Source organism: Streptomyces sp. NBC_00669 (assembly GCF_036226785.1).
Classification (GTDB): domain Bacteria; phylum Actinomycetota; class Actinomycetes; order Streptomycetales; family Streptomycetaceae; genus Actinacidiphila.
In genome coordinates this window covers 8,762,248-8,787,438 of the sequence record NZ_CP109018.1, presented here as the reverse complement: position 1 = coordinate 8,787,438, position 25,191 = coordinate 8,762,248, and the positions used below count along the sequence as shown (strand labels likewise).

The following is a 25,191-nucleotide window of genomic DNA, read 5'->3' as shown; positions in this document are numbered from 1 at the left end:
CTACGTTTCACCGTCGAATCGCTTCGACGCGGTTCGTCGAAGCGATTCGACGCAGCGTTCGCCACCCTTCCGACCCCCGTGGAGGTCCCTTCAATGTCGAAGGCGCGCAGCCGAACAGTCGTGACCGCGATGGCCTTGGCAAGCGCCCTGCTCCTCGCTTCGTGCGGGAGTTCGGGCGGCTCGACAGGCGACGGCAAGACCCTCAAGCTCTGGCACTACGAAGGCCCCGACAGCGCGATGGGCATCGCCTGGAACCAGGCGATCGCCGAATTCAAGAAGACCCACCCGGGCGTCAAGGTGGAGTTCGAGGCAAAGGGCTTCGAGCAGATCCAGAAGACCGCCTCGATGGTCCTCAACTCCGATGACGCACCGGACGTGATGGAGTACAACAAGGGCAACTCCACCGCCGGGCTGCTGGCCAAGCAGGGACTGCTCACCGACCTGACCCCCGAAGTCACCAAGTACGGCTGGGACAAGCTGCTCAGCCCGAGCGTGACCACCACCAGCAGGTACAACACGCAGGGCGTGATGGGTTCGGGCGACTGGTACGGCGTCCCGAACTTCGGCGAGTACACGATGGTGTATTACAACAAGGACCTCTTCGCCAAGAACGGCGTCCAGGTCCCCACCACGCCCGAGGAGTTCACCGCCGCGCTGGCCGCCTTCAAGGCCAAGGGCATCACCCCGCTCGCCGACGCGGGCGCCGAGTACCCCGCCCAGCAGTACCTCTACCAGCTGGCGCTGACCAAGGCCGACCGCGCCTGGGTGAACGCCTACCAGCTCTACCAGGGCAAGGTGGACTTCCACGACGCGGCCTGGACCTACGCGGCGAACACCTTCGCGGACTGGGTCGCCAAGGGCTACCTCGCCAAGACCGCCAGCGGCGCCAAGGCCGAGGACGCCGGCGTCTCCTTCATCAGCGGCAAGTACCCGATCTTCTTCTCGGGCAGCTGGTGGTACGGGCGGTTCAAGACCGAGAACAAGTTCGCCTGGGGCTCGTTCCTGTGGCCCGGATCGAAACTGACCCTCGGCTCCGGCGGCAATCTCTGGGTCGTTCCCAAGAAGGCCAGGAACAAGCAACTCGCCTACGACTTCATCAACATCACCATGAAGCAGGGCATCCAGAACACCCTCGGAAACAACGGCGGCATTCCGGTGGCGGCCTCTCCCACGGCCATCACCGACCCGGCCTCGAAGACGCTGATCGAGAACTTCAACAAGATCTCCGCCGCCGACGGCCTCGCCTTCTACCCCGACTGGCCGGTGCCCGGCTTCTACGACGACCTCGTCTCCGCCGTCCAGAAACTCCTCACCGGCAGCGCGAAGCCGGACCAGGTACTGGACGAGTTGCAGAAGGCGTACGACGCGGGTGCGCCGAAGTCATGACCGCCCGACGCCACCAGCCGGCGAACACCTACCCGCTCTACCTGATACCCGGGGCCGTCGCCTTTCTCGCGGTCATCGTCTACCCGTTCGCGCTGAACGTCTACTACAGCTTCACGAACTGGCAGGGGGTGGGCTCGCCGAGCTGGGCGGGGCTGGCCAACTACCGGCAGCTGATGAAGGATTCGCAGTTCTGGCAGTCCTTCCAGCACAGCCTCGCCATGGTGGTGGCGATGGCGGTCGTCCCCACCGTCATCGGGCTGGTGGTGGCCGCCGCCCTGTTCGACTTCGTCGCCAAGCACTTCGGGTCGAAGCTCGTCGCCGTCCTGCGGGCCTGCTTCTACCTGCCCCAGGTGCTGCCGATCACGGTGGCGGGCATCGTCTGGAGCTGGATACTCGCCCCCGAGAACGGCTCGCTCAACGAGCTGCTCAAGGCGGTGGGCCTGGGCGGACTGCGGCAGGACTGGCTGGGTGACCCGCACTTCGCGCTGTACAGCGTGATGGCGGTCATGGTCTGGGTCCAACTGGGCTTCCCCGTGGTCATCTTCATGTCGGGCCTGCAACGCGTCGACCCGGCGCTGCACGAGGCCGCCGAACTCGACGGCACCTCCTGGTGGCAGCGGTTCTGGCACGTCACGCTGCCCCAACTGCGCCCGGAGATCTACGTGGTGATGCTCTGGTGCACCATCGCGGCGCTCAAGGTCTTCGGCGCGGTCTACGTCCTGACCAAGGGCGGGCCCGCCGACGCCACGGACGTCCCGTCGTACTTCTCGTTCGCGACCTTCTTCGAGAAGACCCAGGTGGGATACGGATCGGCGATCGCGACCGTCATGACCGTGCTCATCCTCGCGCTGACGGTGGTCGGTCTGAGCTTCCAGACCCGGGCGGAGGACGCACGGTGAACACGGTGAAGCGCTTCCCCGCGCTGACAGCGATCGCCCTGGGCGCCGTCTTCATGGTGCTGCCCCTGCTGATCGTGCTGGACAACGCGCTGAAGTCGCCCGGCGACTACTCCGCCCACGGCCCGCTCTCCTTGCCGCACGGGATCTACCTGGACGGCCTGAAGAGCTTCTGGACCCGGGTGGACTTCGGCCGGGTGCTCCTCAACTCCACGCTGATCTCAGGGTCGGTGGCCCTGGCGGGCGTCCTGCTGTCGGTCCTCAACGCCTACGCGATCGGCATCGGCCGGATCAGGGGCCGCGCCTGGATACTCGCCTTCTTCGTGCTGGCGAACGTCCTGCCGCAGGAGGCCCTGGTCTATCCGCTCTACTACCTGTCCAAGCAACTCGGCCTGTATGACACCCGGTTGAGCCTGGTCATCGTCTTCAGCGTCATCCAGTCGGCGTTCGGCACCTACCTGCTGTCGTCGGTGCTGGGCGCCTTCCCCCGGGAGATCATCGAGGCGGCCCGGATCGACGGCGCCAACAGCTGGCAGGTGCTGTGGCGGATCGTGGTACCGGTCAGCCGGTCCACGCTCGGCGTCCTGATGGTGTTCTTCTTCATCTGGACCTGGAACGAGTTCCTGCTGCCGCTGGTGCTGCTGCCGTCGAACGACAACCAGACGGTGTCGGTCGCCCTCGGGGTGCTCCAGGGGCAGCGGTTGATGGACGCGACGATGACGAACGCGGCCGGCCTGCTCGGCGCGCTGCCCGCCATCGCCTTCTTCCTGGTCTTCCAGCGGACGCTGACCCGCGGCATCGCCGTGGGCGCGGTCAAGTGAGGCGAGGGGCCGCCGGCACCGCCCGCGGCCCCCGCCCACCGCACCGCCACGTCCGCCGCGCCATCCCGCCACCCCGCCACACCACCCCGCCACACCCACCACCTTCGCCGTATCACCCCAGCCTGCCCCGCCCCACCCTGCCCGCGTGCGGGTGGCCCTACCAGGAGAGGCCCTGACGATGAAGTTCACCGACGGATACTGGCTGCTGCGCGAGGGGGTCACGGCCGCCTACCCGGCCCAGGTGCTCGACGCCACCGCCGGCGAGGGCACATTGACCGTCCACGCGCCCACCCAGCCCGTCCGGCACCGCGGCGACCTGCTCAAGGGCCCGCTCGTCACCGTCGACTGCACCGCGCCGATGCCGGACGTGATCGGCGTCCGCGTCACGCACTTCGACGGCGGGCACCCCAGGAGCCCGCAGTTCACGGTCGCCGGCGCCGACCACGAGCCCGTCGCCGCCGTCTCCGACAGCGAAGCCACCCTCACCTCGGGCGCGTTGAGCGTGCGCTTCGGCCGGGGCGAGGAGTGGACGATGGACTTTCTCGCCGGCGGCCGCACCCTGACCGGCAGCGGCCGGAAGTCCATGGGCTTCATGGAGACCGCCGACGGCCACCACTACGTCCGCGAGCAGCTCCGGCTCGACGTCGGCACCAGCGTCTACGGACTCGGCGAGCGCTTCGGGCCGCTGGTCAAGAACGGCCAGAGCGTCGACATGTGGAACGCCGACGGCGGCACCAGCAGCGAGCAGTCCTACAAGAACATCCCGTTCTACCTCACCGACGCCGGCTACGGCGTCTTCGTCGACGACCCGGGCCGGGTCTCCTTCGAGGTCGCCTCGGAGCAGGTCTCCCGGGTCGGCTTCAGCATCGAGGGCCAGCAGCTCCAGTACTACGTCATCCACGGCCCCACCCCCAAGGAGATCCTGCGCAAGTACACCGCCCTGACCGGCCGTCCGGCGCTCCCGCCGGCCTGGTCCTTCGGCCTGTGGCTCACCACCTCCTTCACCACCTCCTACGACGAGCAGACCGTCACCGGCTTCGTCGAGGGCATGGCGGAACGCGAACTGCCGCTGTCGGTCTTCCACTTCGACTGCTTCTGGATGCGCGAGTTCAACTGGTGCGACTTCGTCTGGGACCCGCGGGTCTTTCCCGACCCGGAGGGGATGCTGCGCCGGCTGAAGGAGCGCGGGCTTCGGATCTCGCTGTGGATCAACCCCTACATCGCCCAGCGCTCCCCGCTGTTCGCCGAGGGCAAGGCGGGCGGCTACCTGCTCAAGCGGCCCGACGGCAGCGTCTGGCAGTGGGACCTGTGGCAACCCGGCATGGCGCTGGTGGACTTCACCAACCCCGACGCGCGCGCCTGGTACGCCGGCAAGCTGGAGGCACTGCTGGCGATGGGTGTGGACTGCTTCAAGACGGACTTCGGCGAGCGGGTCCCCACCGACGTCGCCTACTTCGACGGCTCCGACCCCGAACGCATGCACAACTACTACGCGTTCCTGTACAACCGGACCGTCTTCGACGTGCTGCGCGAGCACCGCGGCGACGCGGAGGCCGTGGTGTTCGCCCGCTCGGCGTCGGCCGGCAGCCAGCAGTTCCCGGTGCACTGGGGCGGCGACTGCGAGTCGACCTGGGTGTCCATGGCCGAGTCGCTGCGCGGCGGGCTCTCGCTGGGCCTGTCCGGGTTCGGCTTCTGGAGCCACGACATCGGCGGCTTCGAAGGGCGGCCGGACCCGGGGCTGTTCAAGCGCTGGATCGCCTTCGGCATGCTCTCCTCGCACAGCCGCCTGCACGGCTCGTCCTCCTACCGGGCGCCGTGGCTGTTCGACGAGGAGGCGGTCGACGTGCTGCGCGCCTTCACCCGGCTCAAGCACCGCCTGATGCCGTACCTCTACCAGGCCGCCCACCAGGCGCACGTCGACGGCGTCCCGGTGATGCGCGCGATGGTGCTGGAGTTCCCCGACGACCCCGGGTGCACCCACCTGGAGCGGCAGTACATGCTGGGCGGCGACCTGCTGGTGGCGCCGGTGCTCTCCCCCACCGGCGAGGTGTCGTACTACGTGCCCGACGGCACCTGGACGCATTTCAGCACCGGCGAGCAGGTCACCGGGCCGCGCTGGGTGCACGAGACGCACGGCTACCTCAGCGTCCCGCTGCTGGTGCGCCCCGGCGCCGTCGTCCCGGTCGCCGCGGCCGGCGACCGTCCGGACCGGGTCTGGGCCGACGACATGACGCTGCGGGTGTTCCGGCCGGCCGACGGCGAGCGCAGGACGGTGCGCGTGCCGCGCCCGGACGGCGGCGCCGCGGTCGAGGTCACCGTCGTCCGGGACGGGGACGCGCTGCGGGCCGAGACCACCGACGCGTCGCTGCCGTGGGGCGTGGAGGTGGTGGGTGGGCCCTCGGTCCGGGCCGCGGCCGGAACGGGTACTGTCACCATCGATCTGTCCGGCTTCTGATGGAAGCCCGCAGGGTGGGCCGCCGGCCGAGGGAGTGCCATGGTCAAGATCACTGACGTCGCGGCGCACGCCGGCGTCTCGCCGAGCACCGTCAGCTACGCGCTCAGCGGCAAGCGCCCGATCTCCCAGGAGACGCGGCTTCGGATCGAGCAGAGCATCCGCGAGTTGGGCTACCGGCCGCACGCCGGCGCCCGTTCACTGGCCAGCAGCCGGGCCCGGGTGCTCGCGCTCGTGCTGCCGCTGCGCAAGGGCATGCACCTGCCGGTGGTCATGCAGTTCGCGACGTCGGTGGTCACCGCGGCGCGGGACTACGACCACGACGTGCTCCTCCTCACCCAGAGCGAGGGTGAGGAGGGGCTGGTCCGGGTCTCCGGAAGCGCCATGGCGGACGCCTTCGTCATCATGGACGTGGAGTTGAACGACCGCCGGCTGCCGCTGCTGCGCACCTTGGACCAGCCGTCGGTGCTGATCGGCTACCCGGCCGACCCGACCGGTCTGACCTGCGTCGACCTCGACTTCCAGCAGGCCGCCGAGGCGTGCGTCGACCATCTGGCGGCGCTCGGGCACCGCCGGGTCGCCCTGATCGGCTCGCACCCCGAGGTCTACGTCCGCGAGACCGGGTTCGCGCGGCGGGTGGCCACCGGGTTCACGGCGGCCGCCGACCGGCACGGCCTGCTCTCCTCCATCCACCCCTGTGTCGACACCCCGGTCGCGGCCCGCACCCTCGCCGAGCGCCTGGTGCGGGAACAGCCCGACCTCACCGGCGTCGTGGTCCACAACGAACCGATCGTGCACCCGCTCATCGACGCGCTCACCGCACTCGGGCTGCGCATCCCGCAGGACATCTCGGTCGCCGCGATCTGCCCCGACGAGATCGCCGAACCGGCCGCGACCCCGATCACGTCCGTCTCCATCCCCACCGCCCAGGTCGGCGCCCGCGCGGTCGACCTCCTGATGTCCAAACTCCAGGGCCACGAAGTCCCCGAGACCACCATCCTCCCCACCCACCTCACCCCCCGCGCCACCACGGCCCCGCCCCCGGCCCCGGCCCCGGCCCCGACCCTGTGAGACGGTGCCGGGGTGATCACCGTCGTCGAAGGGCCGAGCGCCGCGGGCAAGAGCACCCACGCCGGCGCGTTCCGGCCGGCGCTGGTGGTCGGCGAGCAACCAGGCCACGTCACACCGGACCCGACGGCGAGCCTTGAGGAGCAGAGCGCCTTCTGGGTCCGGCAGAACGAGGCACGCTGGGCCCGCGCGCTGCGCACGCAGGCCGCGCACGGGCTCGCCGTGTGCGACACGGACCCGTTGAAGCTGCACTACGCCTGGACCCTGGCGCGCGCCGGACAGAGCTCGGCGGCGGACGCGTTCGCACGCCAACTGCGCCTGACGCGGGAGGCGATCACCCGGCGCCGCCTCGGCGTCGCCGACCTCGTCGCGTGTGTCGTGCCGTCCGAGGCCGCGCTGCGGGAGCGCCGGGCCGGCGACACCACCCGGCGGCGTCGCCAGTTCGAGTCGCATCTCCGGCTGGCCGGCCCCCTCGCGGAGTGGTATGCCGCGCTGGAGGCCACCGACCCCGGGCACGTGATCCGGCACTGGCCGGAGCGGACCCACCCGCTGGTGCGGCGCGCCCACTACGACGTGGATCTCTTCGACGCCTGGATGGCACGGCTCCCGAGCCTCTGAGGTCACGGGGCGCCGCAGCGGTGCGACGGGAACTCCGGCGGCCGGTCGGCGGCCGCGGTGAGCTGACGTGCCAGGTCCCGGAGGGATTGGCGTAGTTCGTCCGGGCTGTGGACGGTGAAGGGCCATTCCAGGGAGGCGAGGAGCCGGGCCATGCCGTCGAGGCGGTCCGCCCGGGCCCGTATCAGGACACCGTCGGGCCGGGGCGTGAGAGTGGCGGTGCCGTTCGGCAGCCGCCGCGCGAGTTCACCGAGGGGGCCGTCGACGAGGACTTCGACCTGCCAGCGGTAGGGCGCCTGCGCAAGGGTGGCGGTGAGGTGGGCGACCGGGTCGAAGCCCGCGGGCAGGGTGAAGGTCGCGTCTCGGGGCGCGACGGAGGCGATCCGGTCGATCCGGAAGGTGCGCAGGGCGCCGCGGAGGTGGTCATGGCCGATGACGTACCAGCGCGCGTCGTGGAAGACCACGCCGTAGGGGTCGAGGACGCGTTCGCTGTGTTCCTGGCGCCAGGACCGGTAGCGCAGGGCGACGCCGTGGCGGGAGCGGGACGCCTGAGCCAGGGTCAGCAGGACTCCGGTCGCGGGGAGTTGCGCGGTGACGGTGCCCGCGGTGAACGACAGGGCGTCGCGCATGGCGGCGAGCGGTTCCCGCACCGTCCGCGGCAGTACCCGCTCGATCTTGGCCAGAGCGCCGGGGCCGGCGGGGGCGGTGCCGCTCATGCCCAGCCGTTCTCCCGCGAGCAGGCCCAGGACGACCGCGAGGGCCTCGTCATTGGTGAGCACCAGGGGCGGCATCCGGTAGCCGCGGGCCAGCCGGTAGCCACCGTAACGGCCGCGATCGGACTCCACCGGAATGCCCAATTCCCGCAGGTGCGCCGCGTATCGGCGCACGGTGCGGACGTCGGTGCCCAGCCGGTCCGCGAGTTGGGGGCCGGTGAGTCCCGGGTGGGCCTGGAGGAGTTCGAGCAGGGCGAGCACACGCGTCAGAGGGTGAGACATGGATCACTCACAAAAGCAGGGCGGGAACTGTCCTGCATCGACCCTACGCTCCGTCCACCACCACGGATTCCACCACTTCGAACGGGAGAAGACCCATGGCTACCTTCGTACTCGTCCCCGGCGCCTGGCTGGGCGCCTGGGCCTGGGAGGGCACCACCCGCGCGCTGCGCGAGCGGGGCCACACGGTGCTGCCGGTGACGCTGACGGGGCTCGGCGAACGCGTCGGCGAGGCGACTCCGGAGACGAACCTGGACACCCACATCGACGACATCGTCGCGGCCGTCGACCAGCACGGCCTGCACGATGTCACCCTGGTGGCGCACAGTTACGCCGCTGCGCCCGTCACCGGGGCCGCCGGGCGCCTGGGATCGCGGCTGGAGCGTCTGGTCCACCTCGACAGCGCCCCGCTCGCCGAGGGCATGCGCATGCTGGACCTCGTGCCGCCGCAGGTGGCCGAGCAGTTGGGCAAAGAGGTCGCCGACCACGGGGAGGGGTGGCGGCTGCCGCTGCCGCGCTTCGAGGCCCTCGGCGCGTTCGGCAGCCTGGAGGGACTCGGCGAGGAGCAGCGCCACCTCATGCGCGCGCAGGCGGTTCCCCAGCCGTTCGGCACTTACGAGCAGCGGCTCACCGGTTCCGTCGCCGTCGGCCCCGGGGTGGATCGTGTCCTGGTCGCCTGCGACGACTTCAGGACGCTGCTGGAAGCCGGGGTGCCGATGCTGGCGTTCCTCGACCAGCCGCCGTGGCGACGAGTCGACATTTCCACCGGGCACTGGCCCATGCTGTCCGCCGCCACCGAACTCGCCGAGGTCCTCCACACGGCCGTCTCCTGACGCGCCGCGGGCCCGCGGCGCGTCCGACGCCGACGCAGCACGTGCTCCGCCCGCTGGACGCCTGGAGCCGGCGACGGCCGGCGGAGATCCACCGGCAGACCGTTGATCCTGTGTGATCGGGCCGGGTCAGCGGGGAGACTGGTGGAGTGGACCAGACGAAGGAGATCGTGGCGCTGGTCGGGCGCGTGCTGGGGCCGGCCGTCGTCGGCAGCTACCCGCACGGTTCCGCCACCCTCGGCGGTCTCCGCCCGGCCAGCGACGTGGACGTGCTGGTCGTCTCCCGGCGGTGGATGTCCGACCCGGAGCGGCGGGCGCTGCTCGACGGCCTGCTCGGGATCTCCGGGTCCCCGAACGGCGCCCGCCCGGTCGAACTCACCGTGGTCGTCCACTCCGAGGTCACCCCGTGGCGCCCCGCGCCGACCTGCGACTTCCAGTACGGCGAGTGGCTGCGCGCCGCGTACCTGGCCGGGCAGGTGCCCCGCCCGGAGCCGATGCCCGATCTCGCGCTGCTGATCAGCATGGCGCTCGCCGGCGGCCGTGCCCTCACCGGTCCGCACCCCGCGCGGGTCCTCGACCCGGTCCCGCACGCCGACCTGGTCCGGGCGAGCGTGGCCGGCATCCCCGGCCTGATCGAGGACTTGGCGGCCGACACCCGCAACGTGCTGCTGACCTTCGCCCGTATCTGGACCACGCTCGGCACCGGCGAGATCAGGTCGAAGGACGCCGCCGCCGACTGGGCGCTGGCGCGCCTCCCGCCCGAACACCGCCCCGTCCTCGAACACGCCCGGCAGCTCTACCTCGACCGCACGTACGCCGAGGAGCGGTGGAGCCCGACGCTGCGGGCGCGGGCCCGGCCGCACGTGGACCATGTGCGCGGCGAGATCGACCGGTTGCGTACCAGGGCCCCGCGCATCCAGCGGACCTAGCGGACGGGAGAGCGCGCGCCCGGGGGCCGGAATCCCGACCTCGGCGCCGTTTTCCGCACGTCAGAACCCGGCCAGGTCCCCGCCGCCGGCTGCTACGGTTGGCCTGCCGGCCAGCAGGGGAACCGCGGCGGCCCGACCACCATCCGCAACGGAGCCGCCACCCATGCCGTCCACTCCCGCCCTCGCCGTGCCCTCGCCCGCGCAGATACGCGGTGCCGTCCGGGGCACGTACATCGCCTTCACCGGTTGCGGTCTCGCGTTCGCGAGTTGGGCCTCGCGGATTCCGCAGGTCCGCGACCACCTCCACCTCTCCCCCGCGCGGCTCGGCCTCGTGCTGCTCGCCATCGCCGCGGGCTCGCTGATCGCGCTGCCGATGGCCGGGCCGGTCATCCACCGCATCGGCACCAGGCGCACGGTCGCGGGCATGTCGGTGCTGCTGTCCGCGGGTCTGGCCACCGTCGCCGTCGGGTACCCCAGCGGCCCGATCCCGGTGGTGGCCGGGCTGTTCCTGCTCGGTTTCGCCACCGGCGCGTGGGACGTGGCGATGAACGTGCACGGGGCGCTGGTCGAGAGGCACCTCGGGCGGTCGATCATGTCCCGCTTCCACGCCGGCTACAGCCTCGGTACGGTCGCGGGCGCGCTGATCGGCGCGGGGATGGTCGCCCTCCATGTGCCGGTCACCGCGCACCTGTTGCTGGCCGCGGCGGCCGTCGCGGTGGCCGTCCCCTGGGGGACCCGCGGCTTCGTGTCCGACCGCTCCCCGGTCGAGGAGCCGTCCGAGGTGCCGTCCGGAGCGCCCTCCGGCGAGCCCGCCCCCGCCGCGCGCAGCGCCCTGGCGGCATGGCGCGAACCCCGTACGCTGCTGATCGGCGTCTTCGTGCTCGCCTTCGCCTTCGCCGAGGGCACCGGGAACGACTGGATCGGGATCGCCACCATCGACGGCTACGGCACCTCGGCGCTGGTCGGCACCCTCGCGTTCGCCGCGTTCCTGTCCACGATGACGCTCGGCCGCTGGTTCGGGCCCACGCTGCTCGACCGCCACGGCCGGGTGCCCGTCATCCGCGTGCTGGCCGTGCTCGGCATCGCGGGCACGGTGCTGTTCGTGTTCGCCCCCGCCACGCCGCTGGCGTTCGTCGGGGCGGTGCTGTGGGGACTCGGTGTCTCGCTGGGCTTTCCGGTCGGCATGAGCGCGGGGGCCGACGAGCCGCAGTACGCCGCCGGCCGGGTCAGTGTCATCGCGTCCATCGGCTACTGCGCGTTCCTCGCGGGCCCGCCCTCGATCGGTCTGCTCGCCGACCACATCACCATCCTGCGGGCGCTCACCTCCGTCGCCGTCCTCCTCGGTATCGCCGCGGCGATCACCGCGGCCGTCACCCCGCCGCAGGGCGTCGTGGCCTCCTCGCCCGAACAGCCCGAACAGCCCGAACAGCCTGAACAGGTCGCGCAGCCCGGGCAGCCCGGGCAGATCACCGACAACGACAGCGCGGCCGCTTCGTAAAGGGCCGCCGGCCGCCTCCCTACACTGGGTCGCATGCCCGAAGACGTGACGCTCGCCCCGATCGTGGTCGAACCCGACCCCAGCTGGCAGGCGCGGGGACTCGCCCTCGCCGACGAACTGCGTACTGTGCTCGGGCCGTCGGCGCGGTACGCCGAGCACATCGGCAGCACAGCGATCCCCGGCATGGCCGCCAAACCGGTCTTCGACCTGCAGGTCACCGTCGACGATCTGCGGGCGGCGGAGCGCGCGTTCGACCGGCCCCTGGCCGACCGGGGTTTCCAGCGGTCCTCCTACCAGCACGACCACGTTCCCGCCGGGCTCGACGACGACCGGGAGCGCTGGACGAAGCGACAGTGGTCACGGCGCGGGCTCGCGGGCGAGGACGTCAATCTACACGTCCGCCTCTTCGGAGCCCCCAACGAGCGGCTCGCCCTGCTGTTCCGCGACTGGTTCCGGGCCCACCCGGAGGCGGTCCCCGGCTATGCCCGCTTCAAGAGCGTGCTCGCCGGCACCGTGAACGACGTCGGCACCTACGCCGACGTCAAGGACCCCGTGGTCGACCTCGTCATCGCGGTCGCCGAGTCCTGGGCCACCGCGACCGGTTGGACCCCGCACGCCGACGTGAGCCCCGGAGCGTAGGGGCCGAAAGAAGGACTCCCCCGCCCCGCCCCCGCCCGCCGCCGCACCTGACGCGGCCGGGAGCGCCTAGCCTGGCGGCACCCCGGAAAGGTGGTGCCATGGATGCCGACTCCCTGATCAGGGCGGCGATCGAGGAGCACTGGCGCGCCTCGGAGCGCGGCGACATCGAAGCCGAGCACGCCCTCTACGCCACCGACGCGATCCTCGACTACCCGCAGTCGGGTGAGCGGTTCCGGGGCCGCGCGACGATCGCGGCGCAGCGCGGCGGGCACCCGGCCGACCGGCACTTCACCGTCCGACGGATCACCGGCCACGCCGAGTTGTGGGTGAGCGAGTGCACCATCACCTACGACGGTGTGCCGTCGTACACGGTGAGCGTCATGCAGTTCGCCGGCCGGCAGGTGGTGCACGAGACGCAGTACTTCGCCGACCCCTTCCGCGCACCGGCCGGGCGGATCGCGCTCGCCGAGCCGATGCCGGGCCGGACCATCGACGGAGCATGATCCCGGGAGACGGGTAGAGCGGGTAAAGATCCTCGGCTCCGGCATATGCCGCCACCTGCCACTATGCGATATGTGAGGCGCTGGTGGGGCGGTTGCCGCCCGGCCTGGGACGCGGGCGGACATCGCGCGTGTGACGTTGGTGAAGGCGATCACAAAGTCGCCGTCCCAGGAGTACTCGTGACCTCCGGGAACGTCCACTCTCCGACGGTGAACGTCACGGTCAACTGACGCATCGGAACTGACGCGCCATCAGCGTCGGCCGCGCGAACCGGTGGCACCCAGGACCGCACCCAGGGCCGGCCCGCCCCGGCATCGCGCACCACGCGACCCGCCCCCGCCCGGAACCCGGGCAGGGCGCGTCGCGTGGTCGCGGCGCTCCACCCGCATCGCTCCACCCGCAGTGCGCTACACCCGCGCGGGCGGGGTGTCGGCCCCGGCGAGCAGCTCGTCGGCGATGTGGTCGGCCCAGCGCACGATCCGGTCGCGGTCGCGGAAGTCCCCGCCCTTGCCCTGGGCCAGGAGCTGGCGGGCCACGAGGCCGCCGGCCCCCTCCGCGAGCCGGCCGCCGAAGGTGACGTGCTCCGCGCTGTCGACCCGCTCGGCGAGCCGGGCCACCCGCTCGACCGGCGGGATCGCCCGCGCCCCGGCGGCCCCGTCCAGCGGACCGCTGCTGAACAGCCACACCGGAACCCTCAGCAGCTCGTGCCGATGCCGCCGGACGAAGCGGACGGCGTCGCGCAGCCAGCGCCTTTCGTACAGTCCCGAGCCGAGGACGACGGCGGTGTAGTACGAGCAGTCGAGCGTTCCCCGGACGGCCCGCACCTCGACCTCCAGGCCGCGCTCCCGCAGCCGCGCGCCGATCCACTCCGCGATCTGCGCGGTCGATCCGTTCTTCGACGCATAGCCGACGAGGACCCGATGGTCTGCGCCCATGAGCGTTCACCTCGTCCGGTCGCGCTGCCCGGTGCCTCCGCTTCCGCACACCCCTCGTTCCGTACGCCTCTAGTTCATCATCGAACAATCGGGCTCGCGGCGCGACCGCGGCAGCAGCGCCAGGAGCTGTGCGGTGTGGCCGGGCAGTTCTGCTTCCGCCAGGCCCGTGACGAGGTCCCTGAGCGGCATCGGCCGGTCGACCAGGAGCTCGCCGTTGGACAGCAGCAACGTGGGGACCTGCGTGTCGAGTTCGGCCTCGCCGAGGGCGGGACCGGCGAGCGCGCACAGGGCGTCCGCTTGGTGGCGGACGCGGTCCCGCAGCCCCGCGTTGCCGCCGGCGCGCGCGATGGTGCGCGCGAGGGTCCAGGGGTCGAGCGCGACGCGGTTGTCGTAGGTCGCGCTCGACCCGGCGGCGACCAGGGCGACGGCGGCGAGGGTCACGGCGTTGACGAGGGTGACGTGCGCGAGGATCTGGTCGGCGTTCCACTCGCCGGCCGGCGGCACGGAACCGGCGTCGGCGTCGGCGTCGGCATCGGCATCGGCATCGGCATCGGCATCGGCATCGGCATCGGCATCGGCCACGGTGGCGGCCGCGTCCAGCAGGGCGCGGTAGGCGTCCCGCAGCGGGGTGGTGTCCATCATGTCCGCTTCCTTCGGTCGGTGCGGGCGGTCGGTCGGTCGGTGCGGGCCGGGTCAGGCGTGTCCGCCGGAGGACATCTCCCAGGGGGCCTGCGGCAGCACGTCGCCGGTTTCGAGCAGCGACTTGAGGTTCGCCAGCACGGCCGGCCAGCCCTGCGAGATCCCCTTGCGCATGTCCTCGTCGGGCAGATTCTCGTGGGTCACGGTGAGGCGGACGATGTCCTCGTGCGGCTCGACGAGGAAGGTGACGACCGAGGGCTCCCTGGTGGTCCGAGCGTCGGGGAGGTCCTCGAAGGTGATGACCAGGCGGGTCGGGGGCTCCGCCTCGATCACCTTGCCGACGACGTCGACGGCGCCTGATCCGTCGGTCCGCCGGTGCTCCCAGGGCGAGCCGGGCTGCCAGTCCGAGACGTTGGCGTGCCCCCAGTAGCGCGCCGTGAGGTCCGCGTCCGTCAGGGCCCGCCACACGTGCTCCGCGCTCGCGCGGATGTAGGTGACGTAGACGTAGGTCGGCACGGTCGTGGGTGCGTCGTTCATGGCGTACTCCTCTGCTCGGTTCCTGATGGCGCTGATCGCTTGCAGGCGGGGCCGGTCGAACCCCGAGATCCAGCGCTCCTCGATCTCGTGGATCGGCGTCGGGTCCAGGTAGTGCAGCCGCTCCCGTCCGCGTCGTACGACGGTCACGAGGCCGGCCCGGACCAGGACGTCGAGGTGCTGCGTCGCCGACTGGCGTGCCATGTCCAGCCGCTCGCACAGCTCGCCCAGCGTCTGGCCGTTCTGCTCGCGCAGCCGGTCCAGCAGCAGGCGCCGGGTCGGGTCGGCCAGTGCTTTGAACACCGCGTCCATCGCTCTCGGGAAGCTCACTCCCCCATTATGCAGGTATTCACCTGCATAATGCCAGCCGCGACCGCCGCCGCGCCCCGCACCACCCGCGAGCCCGGCCGCGCGGCGGTGGGCGACGCCCCGCACCCCGCCCGCCCGGTGCGGTCGCCCCGATGCCCCAATCCACCACCCAGGCCGACCTCCTGACGTATCGTCAGAGCGGGACGTCCTGCCCGTCCCGTCCCCGCCCGCCGACCACCGAGGACACCGCGGATGACCACCGACATGCCCTATGCCACCGGCAGCACGTGGGACCGGATCGAACGCGCGCTCCTGGCCGCCGGGCACCCGCCCGGCGGCTCCCTGAGCCCGTCCGACCTCGACTTCCTGGAGGAGTTCCACCTCCTCGGCCGCCTCGCGACCGACTCCCTGGTCCGGCTCGCGGAGGTGACCGCCGGGGACCGGGTGCTCGACGCGGGCAGCGGAGTGGGCGGCACCGCGCGCCACCTCGCGGGGCAGGTCGGCTGCCAGGTGGCGACCGTGGACCTCACCCCCGAGTACTGCGACACCGCCCGCCGGCTCAACGCGCGGACGGGCCTGGGCGACCTGATCGACGTCCGCGAGGGCGACGTGCTCGACCTGCCGTTCCCCGACGGCGCGTTCGACGTCGTCGTCAGCCAGCACGTCCAGATGAACATCGCCGACAAGGCGCGGCTGTACGCCGAGGCGTCCCGGGTCCTGGCGCCGGGCGGCCGGCTGGCGCTGTGGGACGTGGTGGCCGGCCCCGTCCGGCCGCTGCGCTTCCCCGTGATGTGGGCCGAGCGCCCGGAACTGAGCCACCTGGTGACCCCGGAGGTCCTGCGGCAGATCCTGCGGGCGGCCGGGTTCGAGGTCCGCGCGTGGAACGACCTGACGGCGGACTCGGCGGCGTTCACGCGCGCGCTCCTGGCCGAGCCGCTGCCCCCGCTCGGGCTGCAGGTGTACGTCCCGGACTTCGAGCGGAAGCTGGAGACGTATCTCGGCAACCTGGAGCAGGACCGGGCCCGGCTCCTCCAGGCGGTACTCGTCAAAACCGGCTGAGCGGCGGCCGACCGAGCCGAAGCCTGCCGGCTGCCCCGGCTGCCGCCCGAGAGTCGTGAGCCCCGTGTGAGCTGCCTGACCGCCTGGTCAGCGCCGCGTCCGCGGCCCCGTGGGCGGACCGGGCGGCGGCACTCTTGGTTAGGCTGCGGCCATGACCGAGTCGTTCCCCGCTGCGGTTCGGGGCTGGTGGCGGCCGGGCGGCCGGTATCTCCTGCGTACCGGGCGCCACGCGCTCGTGGAGTCGTCGTACCTGCTCACCGCGCCCGTGGCCGCCGCGGCCGGCCTGCTGCTGGTGCTGGGCGGCCTGGGTGTCCGGGCGGCCGGTGCGCTGCTGCCGGGCGGGCCGCGGGTCCCGGCGTGGGCACTGGCACCGGTGCGGTGGTTCGCCGACGTGGAACGGTGGCGGATCGCCGCGGTCCGCCCCCTCCCCGCCGGGGCGCGGCGCCCGGGCGCGGGGCCGGAGGGGGCCGGGCGGAGGAAGTTCCGTCCGGAGGGGGCCACGCCGAGGGAGACGGTCGCCGGGGCCGACCCGGGGCTGTGGCTGGAGGTGGCGCACCCGGTGGTCGTACTCCCCCTCGCCCTGGTCACCGCGGCCGTCACGGCACTGTGGTGGTTCGTCGGCGTCAGCGGCGCCACGGCCGCGCTGCGCTACCAGTACGCGCCCTCCGGGTCGCGGCACATGCGGCCCATGTCCCTGTACGCGGGCAGCGACCGCTCGCATGTCGCGTTGAGCCTGGGACTGGCGTCACCGGCCGAGCGGGCCGCGTTCGGGACCGCGCTCGGCGTCCTGGTGCTGGTCACCCTGCCGCTGGTGACGCGGGCGTGCGTCGCCGCCCAGACCGGGCTCGGGCGGGCGCTGCTGTCCGGCGCGACCGCGGTGCGCCGCCGGATCAGCGGGCTGGAGCAGGAACGCGACACCGCGCGCGCCCAGACCGTCGCCGCGGTGACGGCCGAGGCGAGCGCGCTGCGCCGGCTCGAACGCGACATCCACGACGGGCCGCAGCAGCGACTGGTGCTGCTGGCAATGGAGTTGGGCCGCGCCCAGCGCCACCTCGACAGCCGGCCGGAGGCGGTCAGGGCGGCGCTGGCCGACGCGATCGTCCAGACCCAGGAGGCGCTGGAGGAGCTGCGCGGCCTCTCGCGTGGCATCGCCCCGCCGATCCTCGTCGACCGCGGCCTGCGCGAGGCGCTCACCGCGCTGGCCGCGCGCTCCACCGTCCCGGTCGAGATCGACGCCGAACCGCTGGAGCGCCGGCTGGACGCCGCCGTCGAGACGGCCGCGTACTTCGTCGTCGCCGAGGCGCTGACCAACGTGGCCAAGCACAGCCGCGCCGGCCGGTGCACGGTCGGGCTGCGCTACGCTGCGGGCGTCCTGCGGGTCCGGGTGACGGACGACGGAGCGGGTGGCGCGGCACTGGACAAGGGGCACGGGTTGCGGGGACTGGACGACCGGTTGCACGCGGTCGGCGGCCGGCTGCGGATCAGCAGCCCCGAGGGCGGCCCGACCACGATCACCGCGGAGTTGCCGTGCTGACCCCGTACGGGACGGCGCCCGTACCGCCGCTGGAAGGGGCCGCCCGCGACCCGCTGCGGATCGTGGTGGCCGACGACGCGGTGCTGCTGCGCGAGGGCCTGGTCCGCCTGCTCGCCGAGGACGGCCACGAGGTGGTGGCCGCGGTCGGCGACGGCCCCGCCCTGGTCGAGGCCGTGCTGCGGCACCGCCCCGACGTCTCGGTCGTCGACGTGCGGATGCCGCCCACCCACACCGACGAGGGCCTGCGCGCGGCGATCACCGCCCGCTCGCAACTGCCCGGCGCCCCCATGCTGGTGCTCAGCCAGTACGTGGAGGCGTCCTACGCCGCCGACCTGCTGGCGGACGGCGCCGGCGCGGTCGGCTATCTCCTGAAGGACCGGGTCGCCCGGGTCGAGGAGTTCCTGGACGGACTGGCCCGGGTCGCCCGCGGTGCGACGGTCCTCGATCCGCAGGTCGTCGCGCAGTTGCTGACCGGGCGGCGCCGCGAGAGCGCCCTCGCGCGGCTGACCGCCCGCGAACGGGAGATCCTGGCGCTGATCGCCGAGGGCCACTCCAACGCGGCCATCGCCCGGCGGCTGGTGGTCTCCGCCAGCGCGGTCGAGAAGCACATCGGCAACGTCTTCACCAAGCTCGGGCTGCCGCCCGACGACGCCCGGCACCGGCGGGTGCTCGCAGTCCTCGCCTACCTCAGGGCCTGACCGGGCGGGGGGTGGGGCCAGCCACACCCCGAACCCTCCGGCCTGCTCCGGTGACCGGGGTCCCGCCGGTACGCGACGGTGGTCCGCATGACAGCGAGACCTCACTTCCCGGGCATGCCGCGGCGGCCCAGGACCCGGCACGGCCGGCGCCGTACACCCTTCGTCGTGGCCTTCGCGGTGGCGGCGGCCCTGCTCGCCCTGGCCGGCCTGGCCTGGATACCCGGACCGGCGCGGGCGGTACGGGCCGGCGCACCGGCCCCGGCCCCGGCCTCAACCCCGTCCTCGGCCCGTACCGCCGGCGCCGAGGCCCGCCTGGTGGACCGCGTGCCCACGCCTGTCCTGCGCTGGACGGCCTGCCGCAAGACCGACGCGTGCGCGACCGCCCGCCTCCCGCTGGACTACGGCAAGCCGCTCGGCGCGACCATCGACGTGGCGCTGCTGCGGGTCGGGGCGAAGGACCCCGCGCACCGCCTGGGCACGCTCTTCGTCAACCCCGGCGGGCCCGGCGACTCGGCCAGGGACTTCGCCGCGTTGCTGCCGCAGGGCGTGAGCCAGGCGATCCTCGACCGGTTCGACATCGTCGGGGTGGACCCCCGCGGGGTCGGCGGCAGCCGGCAGATCCGGTGCTTCGGCACGACGGCGCGGCAGGCCCGCGCGCTCGGCCCCCTCACCTCCGCCCCCTTTCCCGTGACGGCGGCCGAGCAGCGCTCCTGGGTCGGCGCCGCCGAGACGTTCGGCCGGGCCTGCGCGACCACCGGCCGGCAGGTCGCCTCGGCGATGTCCACCACCCAGGACGCCCGCGACATGGACGTGCTGCGGCGGGCCGTGGGCGACAGCAAGCTGACCTACCTCGGCGAGTCCTTCGGGTCCTACCTCGGGCAGGTCTACGCGAACATGTTCCCGGACCGGGTCCGGGCGATCGCGCTCGACGGCATCGTCGACCCGCAGGCGATCGCCGGCACAGCGGCCCGCGCGGATCAGCCGGTCTTCGACCGGATGGGCTCCGCCGCCGCCGGCTACCGCGCGCTGCACGAACTGCTCGACCGCTGCGGGCGGGCCGGGCCGTCCGTCTGCTCCTTCGCCGACGCGGACCCCCAGGCCCGGTTCGGCCGGCTGGCCGACCGGCTGCGGGCCCACCCGCTGCGCCTCGCCGCGCCCGGTGTCACCACGACCACCTACACGTACGCCAGCCTGGTGCGCGACACGGAGCAGTGGCTGCACGACCCGGACGGGTACGTCGGCCTGTTCGCCGACCTGACCGACCTGGCGCGGCTCACCGCGCCCGGCGGCGCGGGCGCCGATCACGCCGCCGTGGTCCGGCGCTTCCTCGCGCGCCACCCCGCCGCGCAGCCCGCGGCGGGCTACGACAACCGGCTCGAAGCCTTCTCCGGGAAGGTGTGCGCGGACGGTCCGCACGCCGCGCGCGCCGCGTCGTGGCCGGCCGCCGCCGCGGCGGCGGACCGTGACGCCCCGTACTTCGGGGCGTACTACGCCTGGCTGAGCGTGCAGTGCGCGGGCAGCACCTGGCCCGCGCAGGACGAGGCCGTCTACCGGGGCCCGTTCGACCGGCGCACCGCCGCGCCCGTGCTGGTGATCGGCGACCTGTGGGACCCGGTGACCAGTTACGACAGCGCGGTGAAGGTGGCCGGGCTGCTGCCCAACAGCCGGCTGGTCTCCAGCGACAGCTGGGGCCACGAGGCATTGGGGACGTCGGCCTGCGTGGACGACACGGCGTTCGGCTACCTGCTCAGGCCGCTGGCCCGCGCCCCGAAGGTCACCCACTGCCGCGGCGACGTCCAGCCCTTCGGCCCGGCGCCGTCCACCACCTGAACCGCCCGCCTGGCCCGGCCGGCCTGCCCCGGCCCGTGCTCATGCCCTCAGCGTGCCTCGGCGATCAGTTCGGGCCCGTCGTTGCGGACGCTGTTGACGGTGGGCGGGACCGGGCGCAGGTCCAGGTCGCCGTCGGACGGGAGCGCCAGGAGGGCGCGCAGGTCGTCCGGGGCGTGCTGGTCCGGGTCGAGCCACTCGGCGTAGTGCTCGGGGGCGATCGTGAGGGGCATCCGGGGGTGGACCCGGCCGGAGGAGTCGGTCGCGTCGGTGGTGATGATCGTGCAGGAGACGATCCACTCCCGCTCGTCCTCCGGCAGCGACCGGTCCCGCCAGAACTCGTAGAGGCCGGCCATCGCCAGCAGCGAACCGTCGGCCGGGTGCAGGTAGTACGGCTTCTTCGCCGCCTTCCTGTGCTCGGTCGCCGGGACGGTCTCCCATTCGTAGTAGCCGTCGGCGGGGAGCAGGCAGCGCCGGGTGGCGAACGCCTTGCGGAAGGCGGGCTTCTCGTGGACGCTCTCGGCCCGCGCGTTGATCAGCTTCGCCCCCGAGGACGGCGACTTCGCCCAGGACGGCACCAGCCCCCAGCGCAGCGGGCGCAGCTGCCGGACCGGCTCGGCGGCCTCCTCGCCCCTGCGTTCCACCACGCCCCACACCTGGTCGGTCGGGGCCACGTTCCAGCTCACCTCCGGCGCCTGCTCCCCCTCCCTGACCTGCACCTGGGCGGCGAACGCGGTCGCGAGATCCTGCGCGGCCCTGGCCGCGACATACCTTCCGCACATCCCTCCACCGTGCCACGCCCGCCGCCAGGTGGGGATCATCGCGCAGCCGTCCGGCGTACCCGGCGGGCCGACCGGGGTCGGACTCCCGGCGAACGGTCGATACGTGAAGGTATGACGAGACGATTGAAGCCATGGCGGTTCGGCCTGCCCCGGGTCGGGACCGCGAGGGTCACCGCGGCCGCGCTGACCCTCGCGCTCGGCGCCGGGGCGGCCCTGTCGCTGGACACCAGCGCCCACGCCCAGCCCCGCGCCGGCGGCACGCCCCTGATCGGCGAGACGTTCACCCAGGCCACCGCGCCGGACTTCACCGGTGTGGGGTCGGCCTGCCTGACCGGGGCCGCCGCCGCGCCGGCGCCGGGCCCGGGGGACCATCCGCTGGGCGGCTGCCCGGACGGGACCGGGCCGGTGCCGCCGGCCGACGGGGCGCCGCACGGCTACCTGCGACTCACCGACGCGTCCAACGACCAGTCAGGAGCGGTCCTCTACAACCACGCGCTGCCCGCCACCCAGGGTCTCGACGTCACCTTCGACCAGTGGCAGTACGGCAGCACCACCCCGGCCACCCCCGCCGACGGCATCTCGTTCTTCCTGGTCGACGGCGACCGCGCGCTGACCCACCCCGGGGCCTTCGGCGGCAGTCTCGGCTACGCCCAGAAGCTCCCCGACGACGACCCCGCCGCCACCTTCCTGCCCGGCGTGGACGGCGGCTACCTCGGCGTCGGCCTCGACGTCCTCGGCAACTACTTCGGTGACTGGGAGCACCGCGGGAACGGCTGCGCCGACCGGTCCCCCGCCGGGACCCAGTTCCGCGTGCCGGCCCCCGGGGCCAACATGGTCACGCTGCGCGGCCCCGGCGACGGCACCGAGGGCTACTGCTTCCTGACCGCCACCACGAACAACTTCAGCGCCACCGGGCCCTGGCCCTCGACCCTTCCCGGGCGGTTGCAAGGGCCCCTGACCGAGCTGCCGGCGGGCGCCACTCCGGTCCAGGCCGAGACCGCGCTCGAACCGTCGCGCCGCCGGGTCCACGTGCAGATCACCCCGGCGCCCGACCCGGTGGTGGACGTCTCGGTGGACTTCAACGACGGCACCGGCCCCCACCAGGTGCTGAGCACCCCCGCACCGCAACCGCTGCCCGCCACGTACAAGTTCGGGTTGGCGGCCTCCACCGGTCTGTTCACCGACGTCCACCTCATCCGGAACGTGGCCGTCAGCAGCGATCAGCCGCTGCCCCGGCTCGACCTGGTCAAGCAGGTGCGGCAGCCGCTGCCCGGTGACCTGGTGGCCGGCACGCGGGTCCCCTACGACTTCGTGGTCACCAACTCCGGCGGGACGGACCTCACCGGCCTCACCGTCGACGACCCGAAGACCGGTCCCGTGTCGTGCCCGACCACGACGCTCGCGCCCGGCGAGACGACGACCTGCACGGCGACGTACACGGTCACCGCCGCGGACGTGGCGCACGGTTCCATCGAGAACACCGCCACCGCCAGTGGCACCTCCGACGACCAGACGGTCACGTCACCGCCGTCGTCGGAGCAGGTGCCGATCGAACTGCCGCCCGGCGTCGTGGTGGAGAAGAAGGCGCAGACCCCCGGACCGTACTCCGTCGGCCAGACGGTCGAGTTCTCCTACGCCGTACGCAACACCGGCGGCACGCGGCTGACCGGTGTCCGCGTCGACGACGACCACATCACCGGCGTCACCTGCGACGCCACCACGCTCGCCCCCGCGGGGAGCCCTGACGACAGCACCACCTGCCACGGCAGCTACACCATCACGGCGGCCGACGGAACGGCCGGCTTCGTCACCAACACCGCCACGGCGAGCGGCACTTCGGACGACCGCACGGTGACCTCCCCGCCGACCCAGCAGACGCTGCCGGTCGGGGCACCGCACCTCACCCTGAAGAAGCGCGTGGCGACCCCCGGCCCCTACGCCGCCGGCGACACCGTGCGCTACACCTACACCGTCACCAACACCGGCAGCACGGACCTCCACGACGTGCTGGTCAGCGACGACCGCGTCACCGGCATCACCTGCGACGCCACCACGCTGGCGCCCGGGGCGAGCACCACCTGCCAGGGCAGCTACACCATCACCAAGGCCGACGCCGAGGCATGCGGGAAGGCCGAGGGGACGACCAAGGGCAAGGGCGGGGACGGCTGCGACTGCCCGGTCACCAACGTGGCCGTGGCCGCCGGGACCGATCCGCACGGCAACCAGGTCGCCAGCCGGCCCGCGAGCGTCACCATCACCGTCGGCAGCGCTCCGCACCCGCGGCCCCCGCACCACGAACCGCCGCACAAGAAGCCGTCGCACGGCAAGCCCGTCCACCGGAAGCCCGCGCACCAGGACCAGCACGCGTAAGGGGCGTGCCGGTCAGGGCGGAGTGTCGCGGCCGGCGTCCGCGGGAAGTCGCAAGGTGACGCTCAGGCCGCCCTCCGTACGGGCCGTCGCCGTGGCGCTGCCGCTGTGGGCGCGGGCGACGGCCCGCACGATGGACAGGCCCAGGCCCGTGCCGTCCGGAAGGTCGCGCGGGCCGCTGCGGCGCCGGGTGCGGTCGCCGCGGTTGAACGGCTCGAAGAGCTTCTCCACGTGGTCCGGTCGCAGGGCAGGCCCGTCGTTGACCACGGTGAGCCGCGCCGCGCCGTCGCCGGTCGGGGCGGCGGTGACCCGTAACAGGCCACCCTCGCTGTTGTAACGGACCGCGTTCTCCAGGAGGTTGGAGACCGCGATGCCCAGCAGCGCGATGTTCGCGAGCAACGGGGTGGAGACGAGGTCGGTCTCCAGGCGCAGGCCCTGCACCCGGACCCGGCCGGCGACCTGGTCGAGCGCTTCCGCCGCGACGTCGGCGAGGTCGTCCTCGACCAGGTCGGTGGCGCCGCGCTCGGAGCGGGCGAGTACCAGCAGCGCGGCGATCAGCCGCTGGGCGCTGCCGGTGGCGTCCGCGACGTCGGCCGCCATGGTGCGCCACTGCGCCTCGGTGACGACGGGTTTGGCGAGGGTGACCTCGACGGCCGCCCGGGTCAGCGCCAGCGGTGTGCGCAGTTCATGGCTGGCGTTGGCGACGAACCGGCGCTGGGCGCCGAAGGCGCGGTCGAGGCGTTCGAGCATCTCGTCGAAGGTGTCGCCGAGTTCCCTGAGTTCGTCGGACGGCCCGGACAGGCGCAGCCGTTCGTGCAGTGTCGCGTCGGTGGCCTTGCGCGCGGCGGCGGTGATCTCGGCGATCGGCCGCAGCAGCCGGCCCGCGACCCACCAGCCCACCAGGGTGGACAGCGCGACGACGACCGTCAGCAGCAGCAGCGCGATGACCAGCAGGCGCGACGCCGCCGCGTCACGGATCTGGTCGGACAGGCCGACGAAGTTGTCGTGGTCGGGGTCCAGGCTGCCGGGAATCGCGGAGGCGGGCAACGGGCGGAAGATCTCGTGGTAGAGCGCGGTGGTCATGGCCAGCACCAGGGCGCTGCCGCCGACCGTGAACAAGGCGGCGTAGGTGAGGGTGAGGCGCGTACGAATGGTCAGGGACGGCCGACGCAGCCGGCGCACCGTACGACGCAGCCGGCCGGCCGTGGGGCCGGGCGCGGTCACCGGGCGATCCGGTAGCCGGCGCCCACGAGGGTTTCGATCAGGTCGGGCGGGCCGAGCTTGCGCCGGAGCCGGTTGACGGTCACCCGTACGGTGTTGGTGAACGGGTCCGCGTTCTCGTCCCAGGCCCGCTCCAGGAGCTGTTCATGGCTGAGCACCGCCCCGTCCGCGGCCAGCAGCAGCCGCAGCACGGTGAACTCCTTGGCGGTGAGGGGCACCGGCCGGCCGCCGCGCACCACGGTCCGCTGCAACGTGTCCATCGTCAGGTCACCGCAGACCAGGGTCACTCCGTGCGATCCCTTGCGCCGGCCCAAGGCCCGCACGCGCAGCGTGAGTTCGGCGAAGGAGAAGGGCTTGCCCAGGTAGTCGTCGGCGCCGAGGGCCAGCCCGTCGACGCGGTCGTCGATGCCCGACAGGGCGGTGAGCATGAGGATCATCGGCGGTTCGGCCCGGCCCGCGAGTTCCGCGCAGACCTCGTCGCCGGACCGGCCGGGCAGGTCGCGGTCGAGGATGAGGACGTCGTAGCCGCCGTTGATCTCGACCTTGGTCAGCGCGTCGTCACCGTCGTGGCTGACGTCCACCGCCATGCCCTGGTCACGCAGCCCTTCGGCTATGACGGCGGCCAGCCGCTGCTCGTCCTCGACTATCAGGATACGCAT

23 protein-coding genes are annotated in these 25,191 nt (G+C 72.9%); 16 read left to right on the top strand and 7 right to left on the bottom strand.

Annotated features, from left to right (window positions below):
• The first annotated feature begins 93 nt into the window (after positions 1-93).
• The 6 genes from OG896_RS36985 (at position 94) to OG896_RS36960 (ending at position 7,241) form a co-directional block, all read left to right on the top strand.
• The gene (locus OG896_RS36985; protein ID WP_329372456.1) at positions 94-1,386 is read left to right on the top strand and encodes an ABC transporter substrate-binding protein; all 1,293 of its coding nucleotides are present in this window, start codon (positions 94-96) and stop codon (positions 1,384-1,386) included.
• Positions 1,383-2,285, top strand: a complete 903-nt coding sequence (locus tag OG896_RS36980) for a carbohydrate ABC transporter permease (protein WP_329372454.1) — start codon at positions 1,383-1,385, stop codon at positions 2,283-2,285. The genes OG896_RS36985 and OG896_RS36980 overlap by 4 nt, the downstream gene beginning before the upstream one ends.
• A gap of 53 nt (positions 2,286-2,338) precedes the next feature.
• A complete protein-coding gene (locus OG896_RS36975) occupies positions 2,339-3,103 on the top strand; it encodes a carbohydrate ABC transporter permease (RefSeq protein WP_329374520.1) in 765 nt (254 codons plus the stop codon).
• A gap of 178 nt (positions 3,104-3,281) precedes the next feature.
• Positions 3,282-5,558: an alpha-xylosidase gene (gene yicI, locus OG896_RS36970; protein ID WP_329372452.1), complete on the top strand. Its 2,277-nt coding sequence runs from the start codon at positions 3,282-3,284 to the stop codon at positions 5,556-5,558.
• 39 nt (positions 5,559-5,597) lie between these two features.
• Positions 5,598-6,626, top strand: a complete 1,029-nt coding sequence (locus OG896_RS36965) for a LacI family DNA-binding transcriptional regulator (protein ID WP_329372450.1) — start codon at positions 5,598-5,600, stop codon at positions 6,624-6,626.
• Positions 6,627-6,638: 12 nt separating this feature from the next.
• Entirely contained in the window at positions 6,639-7,241 is a 603-nt protein-coding gene (locus tag OG896_RS36960) for a hypothetical protein (RefSeq protein ID WP_329372448.1), read from the top strand.
• 2 nt (positions 7,242-7,243) lie between these two features.
• Here the strand turns inward: OG896_RS36960 and OG896_RS36955 are convergent, their stop codons facing one another.
• Positions 7,244-8,233, bottom strand: coding sequence for a helix-turn-helix transcriptional regulator (locus OG896_RS36955; RefSeq protein ID WP_329372446.1), 990 nt, complete (start codon positions 8,231-8,233; stop codon positions 7,244-7,246).
• A 95-nt stretch (positions 8,234-8,328) separates the two neighbouring features.
• On the opposite strand from OG896_RS36955, the gene OG896_RS36950 reads away from it, so the two are divergent.
• The 5 genes from OG896_RS36950 (at position 8,329) to OG896_RS36930 (ending at position 12,629) form a co-directional block, all read left to right on the top strand.
• Positions 8,329-9,063 carry an alpha/beta fold hydrolase gene (locus tag OG896_RS36950; protein WP_329372443.1) on the top strand — a complete coding sequence of 245 codons (735 nt, stop codon included), beginning with the start codon at positions 8,329-8,331 and terminating at the stop codon, positions 9,061-9,063.
• Positions 9,064-9,209: 146 nt separating this feature from the next.
• Positions 9,210-9,989 (top strand): aminoglycoside adenylyltransferase family protein, encoded by a 780-nt coding sequence (locus OG896_RS36945; RefSeq protein WP_329372441.1) that lies wholly within the window; start codon positions 9,210-9,212, stop codon positions 9,987-9,989.
• A gap of 163 nt (positions 9,990-10,152) precedes the next feature.
• Positions 10,153-11,487 (top strand): MFS transporter, encoded by a 1,335-nt coding sequence (locus OG896_RS36940; RefSeq protein WP_329372439.1) that lies wholly within the window; start codon positions 10,153-10,155, stop codon positions 11,485-11,487.
• 33 nt (positions 11,488-11,520) lie between these two features.
• Positions 11,521-12,126, top strand: a complete 606-nt coding sequence (locus tag OG896_RS36935) for a GrpB family protein (protein ID WP_329372437.1) — start codon at positions 11,521-11,523, stop codon at positions 12,124-12,126.
• A 98-nt stretch (positions 12,127-12,224) separates the two neighbouring features.
• A complete protein-coding gene (locus OG896_RS36930; RefSeq protein WP_329372434.1) occupies positions 12,225-12,629 on the top strand; it encodes a nuclear transport factor 2 family protein in 405 nt (134 codons plus the stop codon).
• 405 nt (positions 12,630-13,034) lie between these two features.
• Here the strand turns inward: OG896_RS36930 and OG896_RS36925 are convergent, their stop codons facing one another.
• The 3 genes from OG896_RS36925 to OG896_RS36915 form a co-directional block, all read right to left on the bottom strand.
• Positions 13,035-13,562, bottom strand: coding sequence for a flavodoxin domain-containing protein (locus OG896_RS36925; RefSeq protein WP_329372432.1), 528 nt, complete (start codon positions 13,560-13,562; stop codon positions 13,035-13,037).
• A gap of 69 nt (positions 13,563-13,631) precedes the next feature.
• On the bottom strand, positions 13,632-14,204 hold the full coding sequence (locus tag OG896_RS36920) for a hypothetical protein (RefSeq protein ID WP_329372430.1): 573 nt from the start codon (positions 14,202-14,204) through the stop codon (positions 13,632-13,634).
• A 51-nt stretch (positions 14,205-14,255) separates the two neighbouring features.
• Positions 14,256-15,047: an ArsR/SmtB family transcription factor gene (locus tag OG896_RS36915; protein ID WP_329374519.1), complete on the bottom strand. Its 792-nt coding sequence runs from the start codon at positions 15,045-15,047 to the stop codon at positions 14,256-14,258.
• Positions 15,048-15,296: 249 nt separating this feature from the next.
• Between OG896_RS36915 and OG896_RS36910 the strand changes: the two genes are divergently transcribed.
• The 4 genes from OG896_RS36910 (at position 15,297) to OG896_RS36895 (ending at position 20,165) form a co-directional block, all read left to right on the top strand.
• Positions 15,297-16,103 (top strand): SAM-dependent methyltransferase, encoded by an 807-nt coding sequence (locus OG896_RS36910; protein ID WP_329372428.1) that lies wholly within the window; start codon positions 15,297-15,299, stop codon positions 16,101-16,103.
• 151 nt (positions 16,104-16,254) lie between these two features.
• Positions 16,255-17,637 (top strand): sensor histidine kinase, encoded by a 1,383-nt coding sequence (locus OG896_RS36905; protein ID WP_329372426.1) that lies wholly within the window; start codon positions 16,255-16,257, stop codon positions 17,635-17,637.
• A 53-nt stretch (positions 17,638-17,690) separates the two neighbouring features.
• Positions 17,691-18,335: a response regulator transcription factor gene (locus OG896_RS36900; protein WP_329374517.1), complete on the top strand. Its 645-nt coding sequence runs from the start codon at positions 17,691-17,693 to the stop codon at positions 18,333-18,335.
• An 87-nt stretch (positions 18,336-18,422) separates the two neighbouring features.
• A complete protein-coding gene (locus OG896_RS36895; protein ID WP_329372424.1) occupies positions 18,423-20,165 on the top strand; it encodes an alpha/beta hydrolase in 1,743 nt (580 codons plus the stop codon).
• Positions 20,166-20,212: 47 nt separating this feature from the next.
• Here OG896_RS36895 and OG896_RS36890 read toward each other — a convergent pair whose 3' ends face one another.
• The gene (locus tag OG896_RS36890; protein WP_329372422.1) at positions 20,213-20,944 is read right to left on the bottom strand and encodes an SOS response-associated peptidase; all 732 of its coding nucleotides are present in this window, start codon (positions 20,942-20,944) and stop codon (positions 20,213-20,215) included.
• Between the two features lie 111 nt (positions 20,945-21,055).
• On the opposite strand from OG896_RS36890, the gene OG896_RS36885 reads away from it, so the two are divergent.
• The gene (locus OG896_RS36885; protein ID WP_329372420.1) at positions 21,056-23,314 is read left to right on the top strand and encodes a DUF7507 domain-containing protein; all 2,259 of its coding nucleotides are present in this window, start codon (positions 21,056-21,058) and stop codon (positions 23,312-23,314) included.
• A 12-nt stretch (positions 23,315-23,326) separates the two neighbouring features.
• Here the strand turns inward: OG896_RS36885 and OG896_RS36880 are convergent, their stop codons facing one another.
• Positions 23,327-24,535 carry a sensor histidine kinase gene (locus OG896_RS36880; RefSeq protein ID WP_329372418.1) on the bottom strand — a complete coding sequence of 403 codons (1,209 nt, stop codon included), beginning with the start codon at positions 24,533-24,535 and terminating at the stop codon, positions 23,327-23,329.
• Positions 24,532-25,191 carry a response regulator transcription factor gene (locus OG896_RS36875; protein ID WP_329372416.1) on the bottom strand — a complete coding sequence of 220 codons (660 nt, stop codon included), beginning with the start codon at positions 25,189-25,191 and terminating at the stop codon, positions 24,532-24,534. Before OG896_RS36875 ends, OG896_RS36880 begins: the two co-directional genes overlap by 4 nt.